A 14,290-nucleotide genomic window follows, 5' to 3' on the forward strand; every position below is an offset into this window, starting at 1 on the left:
CACGTCCCGGCGGGAGCCTAGCAGCGGATGCCGCAGGCAAGTGTGATCAGAATCACTCTTGGTATTGGTGCACCCTGGCAGGAACAGGTTCAAACCCGTGATGGCAGAAAATGGCGCCGCGGCAAACCGTGACTGTCGACGCAATGTCAGACCGCCGCCGCGGCTTCGTCCGTGCGGTCCAGGTTCGGACGGCTCCCGGCCGCTCCTAATATAAAGGGTGCGGGGGTGGCCCCGGATTTCGGCAACGCCGTCGCAGCCTGCCCGGCGGCGATCCCCACCACCTCGTCCCAGCGCGACAGAAAGGCCTCGACGCAGGCCGGGTCGAACTGCCGTCCCTGGTTCTCGACCAGATAGTCACGCGCCAATTCCAGCGGCATCGGCTCTTTATATGGGCGCCGCGTCGTAAGCGCGTCGAAGACGTCGGCGACCGCGACCACGCGTGCGGCGACCGGGATCTCGTCTGCCTTGAGGCCGTTCGGATAGCCGGCGCCATCCCATCGCTCATGATGGCCTGCGGCAATTTGCGTGCCGAGCTGGATCAGCTCGCAGCTGGAGTCGGCCAAAATCTTCTCGCCGATCGTGGCATGGGTGCGGATCACCGCCATCTCGTCGTCGGTCAGCCGGCCTGGCTTGAGCAGGATGTTGTCGGGAATGGCGACCTTGCCGACGTCGTGCAGCGGGGCGGCGAGATAGATGTCGCGGCAGAGCCGGGCGGGGAGGCCGAGCTGCTCGGCGATGATCCGGCTGTAGCGGGCGACCCGCAGCGTGTGCTCGCCGGTATCGTTGTCGCGGTATTCGACCGCGAGCGCAAGCCGCAGGATGATCTCCTCCTCGCGCTCGCCGAGCTTGCGCGTAGCGGCAGCGACTTCGCTGGCCAGATGCGCGGCGCGATCGTTGAGCTTGCGTACGGCTGCACCAAGCTGAATTAAATTCCGCAGCCGCACCGTCATCTCGACGCTCTGCGGTGCCTTCGGCAGGAAATCGGTTGCACCCGCCTGCAGCGCTTCCATCTTGATGTCGTCGGTCTGCCGCGACGTGATCATCGCGATCGGAATGTCGGTGCATCCCGGCAGCGTACGAAGCGTGCGGATGAAGCTGATGCCGTCCATGTGGGGCATTTCGTAGTCGACCAGCACGAGATCGAACACGCGATCGCGCGCGCAAGCCAGCGCCTCGACGGGATCGAGGAAGGTGGTGGCCTCGACGAGGCCTTCCGCTTCGATATGACGTTTCAGGAAATTGAGGACAGAGCGGCTGTCATCAACCAGAAGCGCTTGGGTCAGCATCGGCGGCCGGACTCGTTCGGATGGCGAGGCATGACCTCAACGAATAGCCTGCGCGATTTAACGCGGAGCAAACAACCATGCCGCGGCAAACCGCCTCAACGTTGCGCGCAGCGCATGAGATTTGTGCGGGCTATGCACGCATGCATGCAGACGCGAAGTTTTAGGGATTGTGACCCGTAGTTGTACGGGGGACTCCATTAGGGGTTTGCATACTCTCCTACGCGAATAGTCGTTACGCGGGATTCGCGCGATGCGTGCAGTGAGTCCTGACGAAATTTGGGGGACGAATGTCGTCTGATGTCACTGAGCCGAAGTGGTCCCTACGGCTGCCTGCAGATTGCAGCATTGCTGCGATCCGCAGCGTCTACGACCTGATCCGCGAAGCGTTCGGCCGGCAGGACCGGCTCGAGATCGATTGCTCCAGCGTCGACAAGGCCGACGTGACCTCGATCCAGCTTCTGCTGTCGGCTGCCAAGACCGGCGATGCCCAAGGCCGCCCGGTGGTCCTGACTTCCTTCTCCCAATCTCTGCGCAACACCCTTCGCCGCGCCGGTTTCGCCAGCGATGCGATGATCGATCAGCACTTCCCGCAAAAGAAAGATGGCGTCTAATGGCCACGATTCTCACGGTCGACGATTCCCCCAGCATCCGGCAGATGATCAAGGTCGTGCTCGAGCCGGCCGGTCACAGCGTGATCGAGGCCGGTGACGGCGCGCAAGGCCTCGCCAAGGCGCAGGCCGGCAAGCTCGACCTCGTCATCACCGATCTTAATATGCCTGTCATGAACGGGCTGGAGCTGATCAAGGCGCTGCGCAAGCTGCCGAGCGCGGTCGGCATGCCCATCGTGTTCCTGACCACGGAATCCAACGACACGGTGAAGCAGGAAGCCAAGAGCGCCGGTGCCACCGGCTGGATCACAAAACCGTTCAAGCCGGAGCAGCTGCTCGCTGTCGTCGCCAAGCTGGTGCGTGCATGAGTGCGATGGACCCGACAGAGGTCTTTCGCCAGGAAGCCAGCGAGCTGTTCGAGGTCCTGGAAGGGGCCCTGCTCGACCTCGGCCAGCGTCCCGACGACCGCGAGCTGGTCGATTCCGCCTTCCGCGCCCTGCATACGATCAAAGGCTCGGGCGCGATGTTCGGCTTCGACAAGGTCGCCTCCTTCACCCACGAATTCGAAACCGCGTTCGACCGCGTCCGCAAGGGCGAGATCAAGCCGACCCAGGAGCTGATCTCGGTCGCGCTGGCCGCCAAGGACTATATCCGTGCGCTGATCGAGGATCCGCAGTCGACCGACGATATCATCGGCGATGGCATCCTCGACGACCTCAAGCGCTTCGTGTCGTCGGATCAGCCTGCCGCGCCGGTGGCCGAGATCGCGGAAGCACCGCCGCTCGCACCCGCCGAGAGCAAGCAGGCCGGTTGGCACCTTTACCTGGAGTTCGAATCCCACATTCTTCGCAACGGCTCGAATCCGCTCGACCTGCTGGAAGATCTTTGCAAGCTGGGTCCCTGCTTCGTCGTGCCTGTTACCGACGGCATCCCGTTCCTCGACGAGATGGAGCCGGAAGACTGCTATCTGAAGTGGGACGTCAAGCTGCACGCGGCCTGCGACAAGGACGCGATCGACGACGTCTTCATGTTCGTCTCGGACGAGATGAAGCTGACGCTGTCGCCGCTGGAGCACGTCGAAGCGCCCGCGCCGGCGCCGCTGTTCCTGCTCCTCGACGAGGAGCCGGTCGCCGAAATGCCCGTGCCGGTGGTCGAGGCTGCCGCGGCGCCCGTCGCCGCGCAGCCCGTCGCAAGGGCGGAGCCAAAATCCGAAGCCAAGCCTGAACCGAAGGCCGAAGCCAAGCGCGACGATCGCGGCATCGCCACGGTCCGCGTTCAGGCCGAGCGCCTCGACGAGCTGATGGACCGCGTCGGTGAACTCGTCATCGCCCAGGCGCGGCTGACCCAGCTCGCCGCCTCCGGCTCCGATCTCTCGATCAAGATGATCGCCGAGGAAATCGAGCGTCTCGCGTCCTCACTTCGCGACACCACGATGGGCGCGCGCATGGTGCCGATCGGCTCGCTGTTCGGCCGCTTCCGCCGCCTGATCCACGATCTGTCGCGCGACCTGTCGAAGCCGGTCGAGTTCGTCACCACGGGTGAGGACACCGAGCTCGACAAGACCATGATCGAGTGTCTGGCCGATCCGCTGGTGCACCTGATCCGCAACGCCATCGACCACGGCATCGAGGACACCTCGACCCGCACCGCCAACGGCAAGACCGAGCAAGGCAGGATCGAGCTCGCGGCCGTGCATTCGGGCGCGCAGGTGCTCGTCACCGTGAAGGACAATGGCGGCGGCCTCAACACCGCCCGCATCCGCGCCAAGGCCGAAGAGCAGGGCCTGATTGCCGCTGGTGCCGTGCTCTCCGATCACGAGATCCATCAATTCCTGTTCCATCCGGGCTTCTCGACCGCGCAGACCATCTCTGCGCTGTCCGGCCGCGGCGTTGGCATGGACGTGGTCAAGCGCACCATCGAGAACATGCGCGGTTCGATCGACCTGTCGACCAGGCCGGGCCAGGGTACGACGGTGACGCTGCGCCTGCCGCTGACGCTCGCGATCATCGAAGGTCTTCTGATCCGCGTCGGCGAGGGCCGCTACATCATTCCGCTATCGGCCGTGGAGGAATGCATCGAGCTGACCGCCGAGGACGAACGCTCCCGCGGGCGCAACTTCCTCAATGTGCGCGGCAACCTCGTGCCCTTCCTGCGCCTGCGTGAGATCATGTCGTCGTCGGGTACGCCCGATCGGCACCAGAAGACGATCATCATCTCGACCGGCGAGACTCATGTCGGCCTCGTCGCCGACCAGATCATCGGAAACCACCAGACCGTGATCAAGTCGCTCTCCAAGCTGCATTCGGACGTCACGATCTTCTCCGGCGCGACCATCCTGGGTGACGGCACGGCGGCGCTGATCCTCGACGTCGCCCAGCTCGTCATGCTGGCGCAGTCGAAGGTCGAGAAACAGCATATCAGCGAGGCGGCGTGATGACCGACGATTTGGCAGGAGAACACCAGGCCGACGCGATGCAGGTCGTGATGATCGGCCTCGGCGAGGAGAAATTCGCGCTCGATGCCGGCCTCGTGCGCGAGATCATCGATCCCGTGCCCGTGACCAGGGTGGCCGGCGCGCGGGCTTTCGTTCCCAGCGTGATCAACGTGCGCGGCAACGTCATTCCGCTCGCGGATCTGCGCATCCGCTTCGGCATGCCGCAGCCGGAAGATTCCGTGGATACGCGCATCGTCGTCATCGAGATCGAGCTCGATGGCGAGCCGGTGCTGGTCGGCGTCACCGCCGACAAGGTCTACGAAGTCACCGAGATCTCGCAGACCGACGTGCAGCAGACGCCGCGCGTCGGCATGCACTGGAAGCCGGAGTTCATTCGCTTCATTGCGAAGTGGCGTGAAGAGTTCGTCATCGTTCCCAACATGGAACGTATTCTGAATTGAAACGAGGTCTCGGGGCGAGACTGGGTTAGGGGCTGGATATGAGATTTACGATCAAGGCAAAGCTTGCCAGCGCGTTCGGCGTGGTCCTGTTGCTCTCGATGGCCGCGGGGGGTCTCGCTTATGTCAAGCTGACCGAGATGATCGACACCGCGGACAGCCTGATCTCTCGTGCCAACCGGATGGAGCGTGCCGCGGAACTCGAGAAAAACATCCTCCTCCAGGTTCGCGCCGAGAAGAACATGATCGTGGCTCCGGAGAGCGAAGCGGAGCGCTTCCTCGCCGAGATCGCCAAGCAGCGCGACATCCTCCTCAAGCTGAAAGAGGAAATCCAGGCCGTCGCTTCGCCCGAAGGCAAGAAGCTGCTCGACAATTTCGGTGCTGCTTATGGCCGCATGAATGCGGTTCAGGATGAAGCCCTGAAGCTCGCCAGGACGGACAAGGCGAAGGCCGCTGAGCGGTCGATGACCGAGGTCCGCAAGGCAGTTGGCGAGGCCATGGAAGCGGCCAATGCCTACATCGTCAACGTCAAGAAGAATATGGCGGATCAGTCGGCCCAGGCTCATGAAGACGGCGGCCGCGCGCAGTTCCTGCTGATCACGGCTGTGCTGGTGTCGCTGCTGGTCGGCCTGATTGCTGCGGTCTGGATTTCCATCAGCATCACCCGAGGTCTCGGCCGCGCGGTCGGCCTTGCCGGCGCGGTTGCAAATGGCGACCTCAGCCAGATGATCAGTGTCTCCAGCAATGACGAGACCGGCGATCTCATCAAGTCGCTGAACGTGATGGTCGAGAAGCTCCGCCAGATCGTAGCCGAAGCACTCACCGCCGCGCAGAACGTCTCCGCCGGCAGCCAGGAGCTCTCGGCCAGCGCCGAGCAACTCTCGCAGGGCGCGACCGAGCAGGCCTCGTCCGCCGAGGAAGCGTCTTCTTCGATGGAAGAGATGGCCTCGAACGTGAAGCAGAACGCCGACAACGCCAACCAGACCGAGAAGATCGCGGCTCAGTCGGCCAAGGATGCCGAAGCCAGCGGTGTCGCCGTCGGCCGCGCCGTCCAGGCAATGCAGACCATCGCCGAGAAGATCACCATCGTGCAGGAGATCGCGCGTCAGACCGACCTGCTCGCCCTGAACGCCGCGGTCGAAGCCGCCCGCGCCGGCGAGCACGGCAAGGGCTTTGCGGTGGTCGCCTCGGAGGTGCGCAAGCTCGCCGAGCGCAGCCAGGCCGCCGCGGCCGACATCGGTACGCTCTCGAGCGAGACCGTGAAGGTTGCGCAGGAAGCCGGCGACATGCTGTCGAAGCTCGTACCCGACATCAAGAAGACGGCCGAACTGGTGCAGGAGATCACCGCGGCCTGCCGCGAGCAGGACGTCGGCTCCTCGCAGATCAACCAGGCGATCCAGCAGCTCGACAAGGTCGGCCAGCAGAACGCCAGCGCCTCCGAACAGGTGTCCTCGACCTCGGAAGAGCTTGCCTCGCAGGCCGAGCAACTCCAGTCGACCATCTCGTTCTTCCGCATCGAGCATGCCGGACGTAGCGAAAGCGCGGCGCCAGCGCCGATCGACCGCGCCGTCACCCAGCTGCGCAGCAAGGCGGCGCACATGCAGGCCGCGGATCGTGGCGCGAAGAAGCCCGTGCCCGCTCGCAAGCCGGCGCGCGCGATGAAGGTCGCCAATGGCGGCGGCTTCGCCTTCGACATGCATGACGGCGAAGACGATCGTGACGCCGAGTTTCAGCGCTGACAACAAGAACCATCTGACCCTGGACTGAGCAATGGCCGCAACCTCGCAATATCTGACGCTCGGGCTCGCCGGGGAGACGTTCGGCATCTCGATCCGCAACGTGCGGGAAATTCTCGACATGCGGCCGATCTCGCGCCTGCCGCATGCGCCGAATTTCCTGCTCGGCATGATCGACGTGCGCGGCGCCGGTTACCCGATCGTGGATCTCCGCACCAAGCTCGGCCTGCCGGCCGTGGCAGCGACGGAAGCGACCCGCATCATCATCCTCGACGTGCCGATGAAGGACCGCCTGGTCGGCGTCGGCTTCGTCGCCGACTGCGTGTTCGAGGTCACCGACATCGACGAGCAGGCGATCGAGCCGATCCCCGAGGTGGGCGGCAAATGGCAGTCCGACTACGCCGCCGGCATCGGCCGCAAGGGCGAGAAATTCGTCGTCATCTTCGACCTCGCCAAGCTGATGGCGAACGACGAGCTACCGGGCGAGGCGCCTCGCGCCGCCTGAAATCTTGCAAGTGTGAAGCGTGATCGAGCGTAAGCACCCCAATTCGAACCAACGAGACTGATATGAGATTCACCGTCAAAGCCAAGCTTGCCAGCGCCTTCGGCGTCGTCATCCTGCTGTCCATGATCGCCGGAGCGGTCGGCTATCTGAAGCTGTCGGATATGGTGGGCACCACTGAGCAGCTGGTCGGCCGCGCGGGCCGGATGGAAAAGGCCGCGGAGCTCAAGGAAGGCGTGCTGTTCCTGGTGCGCGCCGAGAAGAACTCGATCCTCGCCGCAAACGATGCCGAATACGACCAGGACGTCGCCGACCTGGCCAAGAATCGCGAAGCGCTGACCAAGTCCAAGGACGAGATCGCGGCCGCAGCCAGCGAAAGCGGCAAGAAGCTGATGGAAAATTTCTCCGTCGCGTTCGCCAAGCTGAACGCCTATCAGGACGAGACGGTCAGGCTTGCGAAGACCGACAAGCCGAAGGCGCTCGATCGCTCCATGCATGACGGCCGCAAGGTCGTGGCGGATGCGCTGGAGGCGGCCGACGGCTACATCAAGAACGTCAAGAGAAACATGGCGGAGCAGGCCGAGCAGTCCAAGCAGGACGGCGCCCGCGCCGAGATGCTGCTGATGAGCCTGGTGATTGCCTCGCTCCTGATCGCCGTTGTCGCGGCGACCTGGATCGCACTCAATATCAGCCGCGCGCTGGCGCTGGCCGTCGGCCTTGCCGACGCGGTCGCGATCGGCGATCTCAGTCAGAAGATCGAATCCTCGAGCAATGACGAGATCGGCGATCTCATCAAGTCGCTGAACGCGATGACGGTGAACCTGAACGCCACCGCGGCCCTGGCCAACCAGATCGCGCAGGGCGACCTCACCGTCGAGGCCAAAGCGCTGTCGGACAAGGATACGCTCGGCCTCGCGCTCGAGCGCATGGTGGAAAAGCTCCGTCAGATCGTCTCGGAAGCCCTGACCGCGGCGCAGAACGTCTCCGCCGGCAGCCAGGAGCTCTCGGCCAGCGCCGAGCAGCTTTCGCAGGGCGCGACCGAGCAGGCCTCGTCCGCCGAGGAAGCTTCCTCCTCGATGGAAGAGATGGCTTCGAACGTGAAGCAGAACGCTGACAACGCCAACCAGACCGAGAAGATCGCCGCGCAGTCGGCCAAGGATGCCGAAGCCAGCGGTGCTGCGGTGGGCCGTGCCGTCAACGCAATGCAGACCATCGCCGAGAAGATCACCATCGTGCAGGAGATCGCTCGCCAGACCGACCTGCTTGCGCTCAACGCGGCGGTCGAGGCGGCGCGCGCCGGCGAGCATGGCAAGGGCTTTGCCGTGGTCGCCTCCGAAGTGCGCAAGCTCGCCGAGCGCAGCCAGGCGGCTGCCGCCGAGATCGGCACACTGTCGGCCGAGACCGTCAAGGTCGCGCAGGAGGCGGGCTCCATGCTCGCCAAGCTTGTTCCAGACATCAAGAAGACGGCAGAGCTGGTCGAGGAGATCACCGCGGCCTGCCGCGAGCAGGACGTCGGTTCGGCCCAGATCAACCAGGCGATCCAGCAGCTCGACAAGGTCGGCCAGCAGAACGCCAGCGCATCCGAGCAGGTGTCCTCGACCTCGGAAGAGCTCGCCTCGCAGGCCGAGCAGCTCCAGTCGACGATCGCCTATTTCCGCATCGAGCATGGCGGCAAGAGCCATGCGCCGGCGCCGATCGACCGGGCCGTCAATCAGCTGCGCACCAAGGCAGCGACCATGGCGGCGGCCGAGCGCCCCGCCAAGAAGCCGCAGGCCAGGCCGGTGCGCGCCATGAGGGCCGCGGGCAGCGGCGGCTTTGCTTTCGACATGAACGATGGTGAGGATGATCGGGACGCCGATTTTCAGCGCTGAGAGTCTCCGGGGATAGGTCCGCCCCTTGAGCGTGGACCTATCCTCTTCTGCTGTGCGTAACCGCGTAGGATTCAAGATGGCCCGTCTGGCCCGACATTCATTGCATGCGGGCCCTCGGGGCCGGGGCAGGCGGACATGATGCCCGCCATGCAGGATACGGCTGTGCATCTGTCGGATCGTCACTTCCGGACCATTGCCGAACTGATCGAAGGCCAGGTCGGAATCAAGCTGCCGCAGGGCAAGCGGTTGATGCTGGAGGGGCGCCTGCACAAGCGTGTGCGCGCACTGAACTTCTCCGACCTGAACGAATATGTCGACAACCTGTTCGAGGCCGCGCATTTCGACACCGAGCTCACCCATCTCATCGATGTGGTGACGACCAACAAGACCGACTTCTTCCGCGAGCCGCAGCACTTCTCGTTCATGCGGGACATTGCCATCTCGGCGCTGCTCAAGTCGCACGGTCGCAAGAATGCGGACCTGAAATTCTGGAGCTCGGCGAGCTCCACCGGCATGGAAGCCTACACCACTGCGATGGTGCTGGACGACATGACGCGGAGCGGTTCGCGGTTTCAATACCGTATCCTTGGAACCGACATCTCGACCGCTGTGCTGCGCCTCGCCAAGACCGCGATCTACACCCGCGACGTGCTCGCGCCGGTGCCTGAGCCGTTCGTGAAGCGATATTTCCTGTCGTCGCGGGATCGCTCCCGTAGCGAGGTTCGCGTGGTGCCGGAGCTTCGGCGCATGACGCATTTCATGCGGATGAACCTGATGGACCCGTCTTATCCGGTCGACCGGGACGTCGACATGATTTTCTGCCGCAATGTGCTGATCTATTTCGACAAGCCGACGCAGCGCAAAGTCGTCGAGCAGCTTTGCAGTCATCTGCGGCCGGGCGGGTATTTGCTTGTCGGCCATTCGGAATCCATGATTCACAGTTCCGTTCCGGGGTTGAAGCAGGTGCAGCCCACCATTTTTCAGGTCTGATTGGAGCGCCGCGGACAATGCCGAAGGAGAAAGTTCGCGTACTGATCGTGGACGATTCGGCGTCGGTGCGCCAAATTCTTCAGACGATCCTCAACGACGATCCCGACATCGAAGTGATGGGGACAGCGTCCGATCCGTTCGTGGCGGCGCGGCGTCTCCAGGACGAAATCCCCGACGTCATGATCCTCGACCTCGAGATGCCGCGCATGGACGGCATGACGTTCCTGCGCAAGATCATGGCGCAGCGTCCGATCCCGGTGATCATCTGCTCCTCGCTGACCGAGGAAGGCTCGAACGTGATGTTCGAGGCGTTCGAGGCCGGCGCTGTCGACATCGTCCCCAAGCCGAAGATCGACACGCGACAGGCGCTGCTGGAGTGCTCCACGCGGCTGCGCGAATCCGTGAAGTCGGCGGCGCGTGCACGCGTGCGGCCTCGCACGGAGCGGCGGATGATCGAGAAGAAGCTGACGGCCGACGCCATCATCCCGCCGCCGGTGCAGGGCAAGGTTCGGCCGACGACCGAGCGCATCGTCTGCATCGGTGCCTCGACGGGAGGAACAGAAGCGCTCAACGACGTGCTCGAGATGCTGCCGGCGAACTGTCCTCCCATCCTGATCGTCCAGCACATGCCGGCGGGCTTCACCGCTGCCTTTGCCAGGCGCCTCGACGGCGTCTGCCAGCTCCGCGTCAAGGAGGCGGAGGATGGCGAGCCGGTGCTGCCGGGCTGGGCCTATATCGCGCCGGGCGCCCGCCACATGCTGCTCCAGCGCATCGGCCTGCGCTATCAGGTCGCGATCAAGGACGGCCCGCCGGTGTCGCGGCATCGCCCCTCGGTCGATGTGCTGTTTCGCTCCGCGGCCCAGCATGCCGGCGCCAACGCGCTCGGGGTCATCATGACCGGCATGGGCGACGACGGCGCGCGCGGCATGCTGGAAATGCGCAAGCTCGGTGCCTCGACCCGGGCGCAGGACGAAGAGAGCTGCGTGGTGTTCGGCATGCCCAAGGAAGCCATCGCCCATGGCGGGGTCGAGAAGGTGGTTTCGCTGAATCACATCCCGCGCGAGATCATGCAGTGGTATCAGGCGGGGCACGCGGCGGTGACGGGTTGATCGCGATGTCCGCCACTCCGGCCAACAATTTGATTGATGCGATCGTCGCGGTCGAGGACGTCTCGTCGCGCATCGAGGACGTGTTTTCGCGCGTCGGCCACGAGCTCGGTCGTGGCCACATCATCTTCAAGGAGCTGAATCAGGGGCTCGCCTCTCTTTCCGAAGAACTCTCCGGTGCCGAGATCGAGGGCGCCGCGACCGCGTTGCAGGAGATCGCGGCGCGGCTGAGCGGGCTCGCGCGGGCCTTGCCGGCCGAGAGCGCCTTGCTGACGACGATCGGCAAGAACACGGCGGAGGCATCCGCGCTGCTGAAGCCGCTGTTCAAGCATATCCAGATGATCACCATCATCGCGCGCAGCGCGCGGATCGAGGCGGCGTCGCTCGACGGCGATCGCGAGGGCTTTCTCGCCTTCACGCAGGAGGCCTACGATCTCGGCAAGGCTGTGCAGGGCTCGATCGAGGGGTGCGCGCGAGACCAGCAGCGTCTGTCGGACGCGGTCGCCACCGCCTCCGGCCGGCAGAAGGAGTTCGAGAGAATCTACGGCGATCAGCTGGTCGCGGAGAGCGCCGAACTCGGTGCTGCCTATTCCGGCCTGCGCGATCAGCGCAGCAAGAGCAGCCATCTCGCCGATCTCGCCAGCGCCAGCACGCGGAAGATCGCCGAGGCGGTCGGTGGCGCGATCATTTCCCTGCAGGCCGGCGACAGCACGCGGCAACGCCTTGAACATGTCTGCCACGGCTTGCGCCTCTCGTCCGGATCGAAGCCGAGCCTCGTCCCGGAACCGGTCGCAAGCGAGGATGGCGCGCATGCGATCCGCCGGCTGCAGGCGGCCCAGCTCAGGGACGCGCAGCGCGAGTTCGGCGGCGACATCGGCCAGATCATCCGCGCGCTGTCGGCGATCCTGAACGATGCAGGTGGCGTCGTCGGTCACGGCCGCTCGCTGTTCGGTGGCGAGAACGGTTCCTCCGCCTCGTTCCTGACCCGCATCAAGCAGACGCTGGCACAGGCATCGACCCTGATCGGCACGTGCGAGAGCGCCGGCCGTTCGGTCGATGAGGCGCTCGCAGTCGTCGAGGATACGCTGGCGAAATTCCGCCACGCCATCGCGGGCCTGGCCGAGGCTACGGTCGACATCACGCTGATCGGCATGAACGCGGGTCTCAAGGCGAGCCACCTCGGCAGCCGCGGCAGCGCCTTCGTCGTCATCGCCAACGAGCTCAAGGCGACCGCCGACCAGGTCTCCGCCGGCGCCGGGCGCTTGCGGCCCGTGCTCGACGGCATCGAGCGGTCCGCCAACGAATTAAAGGAGCTCCGCGTCCAGGGCGATCCCACGCAGCTCGCCGATCTGGAGCCGCAGATTCTCCAGGCGCTGCGCGAGGTCGAAGCCGGCAACGAACGGCTCGGCGCACTGATGAGCCGGCTCGTCGACGAAGGCGCCGAGTTCGAAGGCCTGATGAATTCCGCGCAGGGCCTGATGAGCTCGCTCGGTGAGAGCTCTGCGACGCTGCCCACCGTCGCTGCGCGCCTGGAGACGGCAAGCGCCGGCACGCATCTGCCGCAGCCGCAGGACGCGGCGCAGCTCGACGATCTCTTCGCGCGTTACACAATGGAGCGCGAGCGCGACGTCCACCGGGATTTTTTGCAAGCCCTCGGGCTGTCGTCGAGCGCCGCCGCCCGCCGGGTCGCGGCGGTTGAGCCTGCGGATGACGGCATCGAGTTGTTTTGAGTTGCGGCCGGCGTCGCGCATGTGGCACCGGCAATTTGACGAATTGGTTTTGCGAGGTGTTAACCGTGGTGGAATACCCACCATATCAGTCATTGTCGCGCCCCAGAGTTCGTCGCAAATACGTTTGAATATTACGACGGATGTTTTTCATGCTGAGAGACGGCAAATACGCTGCCTGGTTCAGAACCCCGCGCGGCCAGGGCACAGGCCTTGTCGAATTGGTCGAGGGGCGGATCTCGGGCCGCGACAGCTTCTTCACTTATGGCGGCTCCTATCAGGTCGATCAGCAACGCTTCACGGCTGTCCTGACCGTGAAGCGCCATGCCGAGGGCAATCCCAGCGTGTTTGGTCCCGATGAGGTCGAGGTCAATTTGACCGGCCTGTGCAGCGGCGCGATGGCGACATGCTCGGGCACGGCGCGAGAGGCGCCGGAGGTCAGGTTCGAGTGCACGCTGATCTACAGCCAGGAAGAAGCGCTGCCAGCCGACGCCAAATGCGCGGTCCTCAAGCTCAATCCCGACAAGCTGCCCAAGGGACTCGACAGCCGGTCGCGGCCAAGGCCGCCGTTTACGCCCTCCAGGCCCCCCGCCTCCTGATGTGTGCCTTGCGCCTTAGCTTTGCGTTGACGCTGTTAGCGCGAAAGCGCCTGAGGACTGCACCGCGGCAAGAGTGCTTTTAGAAGTGAAATCTAGGTTGAGGCCATAACAAAAGGCGGACAGGGATATGCCTCAGATCTGGATGACTTATGACGAACTCGCGACCCTCAGCGGCTGTAGCGCCGACGAAGCCAGGGTGCTGGCAATGCATCTGTCGCTCGATCGCCGCAAGAGCCGCGATGGAAACACCCGCGTCAAGCTGGACTTTGGCTTGATGACCCGGTTCTTCGAGACCATTCGCGAGGGCGAATTCGGCCTCGATGATGCGGTCACGGCGCTGCGCGAAACCCACCGGCAGATGTCCGGCGGCTTCGGCACCGATCAGGACAGCTTCAGGCGCGGCGTGGCGTAAGTCCGCCGCTCCGGCAGCAGTCGGCTCCGTTCGAATCAGGCATAGTCTGCCAGCCGGAATTTGGCGCGACCTCCGGGGTTTCACACCGGAACAGGTCGAAGCCAACGGGATCCGCGCTGGGAGGTTGCCATGATGAGAGCCGTGTGCCTGGCGGGTGCGTTGTTTTTTGCGCTCCCGCCTCTTCTCGTGACGGCCGCCAGCGCCGAAGTGGTCAAACTGCGGGCCGAACTCAAGGGTAGCAACGAGGTGCCGCCCAACACGAGTTCCGGCTCCGGCAAGGCCGAGGCGGCTTTCGACACCGATACCAAGGTCCTGACCTACACGGTCACCTACGCGGATCTGACCGGTCCCGCACTCGGCGCGCATTTCCACGGACCGGGCGAATCCGGCAAGAATGCCGGCATCGCGCTGCCGTTCAAGTCGACGCAAAGCCCGATCCAGGGCACCGCGACCCTCACCGAGACGCAGGCTGCCGATCTCTTGGCCGGCAAATGGTATGCGAACATCCATACCGCGGCCAATCCAGGCGGTGAGCTGCGCGGGCAGATGGCAAAATAATCT

14 protein-coding genes are annotated in these 14,290 nt (G+C 64.4%); 13 read left to right on the forward strand and 1 reads right to left on the reverse strand.

Going from position 1 to position 14,290, the window contains the following annotated elements:
* Nucleotides 1–146: 146 nt before the first annotated feature.
* Nucleotides 147–1,286, reverse strand: coding sequence for an HD domain-containing phosphohydrolase (locus V1280_RS38025; RefSeq protein ID WP_334535737.1), 1,140 nt, complete (start codon nucleotides 1,284–1,286; stop codon nucleotides 147–149).
* A 287-nt stretch (nucleotides 1,287–1,573) separates the two neighbouring features.
* Between V1280_RS38025 and V1280_RS38030 the strand changes: the two genes are divergently transcribed.
* The 13 genes from V1280_RS38030 to V1280_RS38090 all read left to right on the forward strand — a co-directional run bounded on the left by V1280_RS38030 (nucleotide 1,574) and on the right by V1280_RS38090 (nucleotide 14,287).
* On the forward strand, nucleotides 1,574–1,897 hold the full coding sequence (locus V1280_RS38030) for an STAS domain-containing protein (protein WP_334535738.1): 324 nt from the start codon (nucleotides 1,574–1,576) through the stop codon (nucleotides 1,895–1,897).
* The gene (locus tag V1280_RS38035) at nucleotides 1,897–2,262 is read left to right on the forward strand and encodes a response regulator (RefSeq protein ID WP_092300982.1); all 366 of its coding nucleotides are present in this window, start codon (nucleotides 1,897–1,899) and stop codon (nucleotides 2,260–2,262) included. Before V1280_RS38030 ends, V1280_RS38035 begins: the two co-directional genes overlap by 1 nt.
* Nucleotides 2,259–4,328, forward strand: a complete 2,070-nt coding sequence (locus V1280_RS38040; RefSeq protein ID WP_334535739.1) for a chemotaxis protein CheA — start codon at nucleotides 2,259–2,261, stop codon at nucleotides 4,326–4,328. The genes V1280_RS38035 and V1280_RS38040 overlap by 4 nt, the downstream gene beginning before the upstream one ends.
* The gene (locus V1280_RS38045) at nucleotides 4,328–4,789 is read left to right on the forward strand and encodes a chemotaxis protein CheW (RefSeq protein ID WP_334535740.1); all 462 of its coding nucleotides are present in this window, start codon (nucleotides 4,328–4,330) and stop codon (nucleotides 4,787–4,789) included. Before V1280_RS38040 ends, V1280_RS38045 begins: the two co-directional genes overlap by 1 nt.
* Before the next feature lie 38 nt (nucleotides 4,790–4,827).
* On the forward strand, nucleotides 4,828–6,525 hold the full coding sequence (locus tag V1280_RS38050; RefSeq protein WP_334535741.1) for a methyl-accepting chemotaxis protein: 1,698 nt from the start codon (nucleotides 4,828–4,830) through the stop codon (nucleotides 6,523–6,525).
* Nucleotides 6,526–6,556: 31 nt separating this feature from the next.
* Complete coding sequence (locus tag V1280_RS38055; protein WP_212236936.1) at nucleotides 6,557–7,027, forward strand: chemotaxis protein CheW; 471 nt, start codon at nucleotides 6,557–6,559, stop codon at nucleotides 7,025–7,027.
* Nucleotides 7,028–7,089: 62 nt separating this feature from the next.
* A complete protein-coding gene (locus V1280_RS38060; protein WP_334535742.1) occupies nucleotides 7,090–8,895 on the forward strand; it encodes a methyl-accepting chemotaxis protein in 1,806 nt (601 codons plus the stop codon).
* Nucleotides 8,896–9,030: 135 nt separating this feature from the next.
* Nucleotides 9,031–9,885 (forward strand): CheR family methyltransferase, encoded by an 855-nt coding sequence (locus V1280_RS38065; RefSeq protein WP_334535743.1) that lies wholly within the window; start codon nucleotides 9,031–9,033, stop codon nucleotides 9,883–9,885.
* 17 nt (nucleotides 9,886–9,902) lie between these two features.
* A complete protein-coding gene (locus tag V1280_RS38070; RefSeq protein ID WP_334535744.1) occupies nucleotides 9,903–10,994 on the forward strand; it encodes a protein-glutamate methylesterase/protein-glutamine glutaminase in 1,092 nt (363 codons plus the stop codon).
* A 5-nt stretch (nucleotides 10,995–10,999) separates the two neighbouring features.
* The gene (locus V1280_RS38075; RefSeq protein ID WP_334535745.1) at nucleotides 11,000–12,721 is read left to right on the forward strand and encodes a chemotaxis protein; all 1,722 of its coding nucleotides are present in this window, start codon (nucleotides 11,000–11,002) and stop codon (nucleotides 12,719–12,721) included.
* 149 nt (nucleotides 12,722–12,870) lie between these two features.
* Nucleotides 12,871–13,317 carry a hypothetical protein gene (locus tag V1280_RS38080; RefSeq protein WP_334535746.1) on the forward strand — a complete coding sequence of 149 codons (447 nt, stop codon included), beginning with the start codon at nucleotides 12,871–12,873 and terminating at the stop codon, nucleotides 13,315–13,317.
* A gap of 127 nt (nucleotides 13,318–13,444) precedes the next feature.
* Nucleotides 13,445–13,729 (forward strand): hypothetical protein, encoded by a 285-nt coding sequence (locus V1280_RS38085; protein WP_334535747.1) that lies wholly within the window; start codon nucleotides 13,445–13,447, stop codon nucleotides 13,727–13,729.
* A gap of 129 nt (nucleotides 13,730–13,858) precedes the next feature.
* The gene (locus V1280_RS38090) at nucleotides 13,859–14,287 is read left to right on the forward strand and encodes a CHRD domain-containing protein (RefSeq protein WP_334535748.1); all 429 of its coding nucleotides are present in this window, start codon (nucleotides 13,859–13,861) and stop codon (nucleotides 14,285–14,287) included.
* Nucleotides 14,288–14,290: the final 3 nt, after the last annotated feature.

This window comes from Bradyrhizobium sp. AZCC 2230, from assembly GCF_036924495.1.
In the GTDB taxonomy this organism is placed as follows: Bacteria; Pseudomonadota; Alphaproteobacteria; order Rhizobiales; family Xanthobacteraceae; genus Bradyrhizobium; species Bradyrhizobium rifense.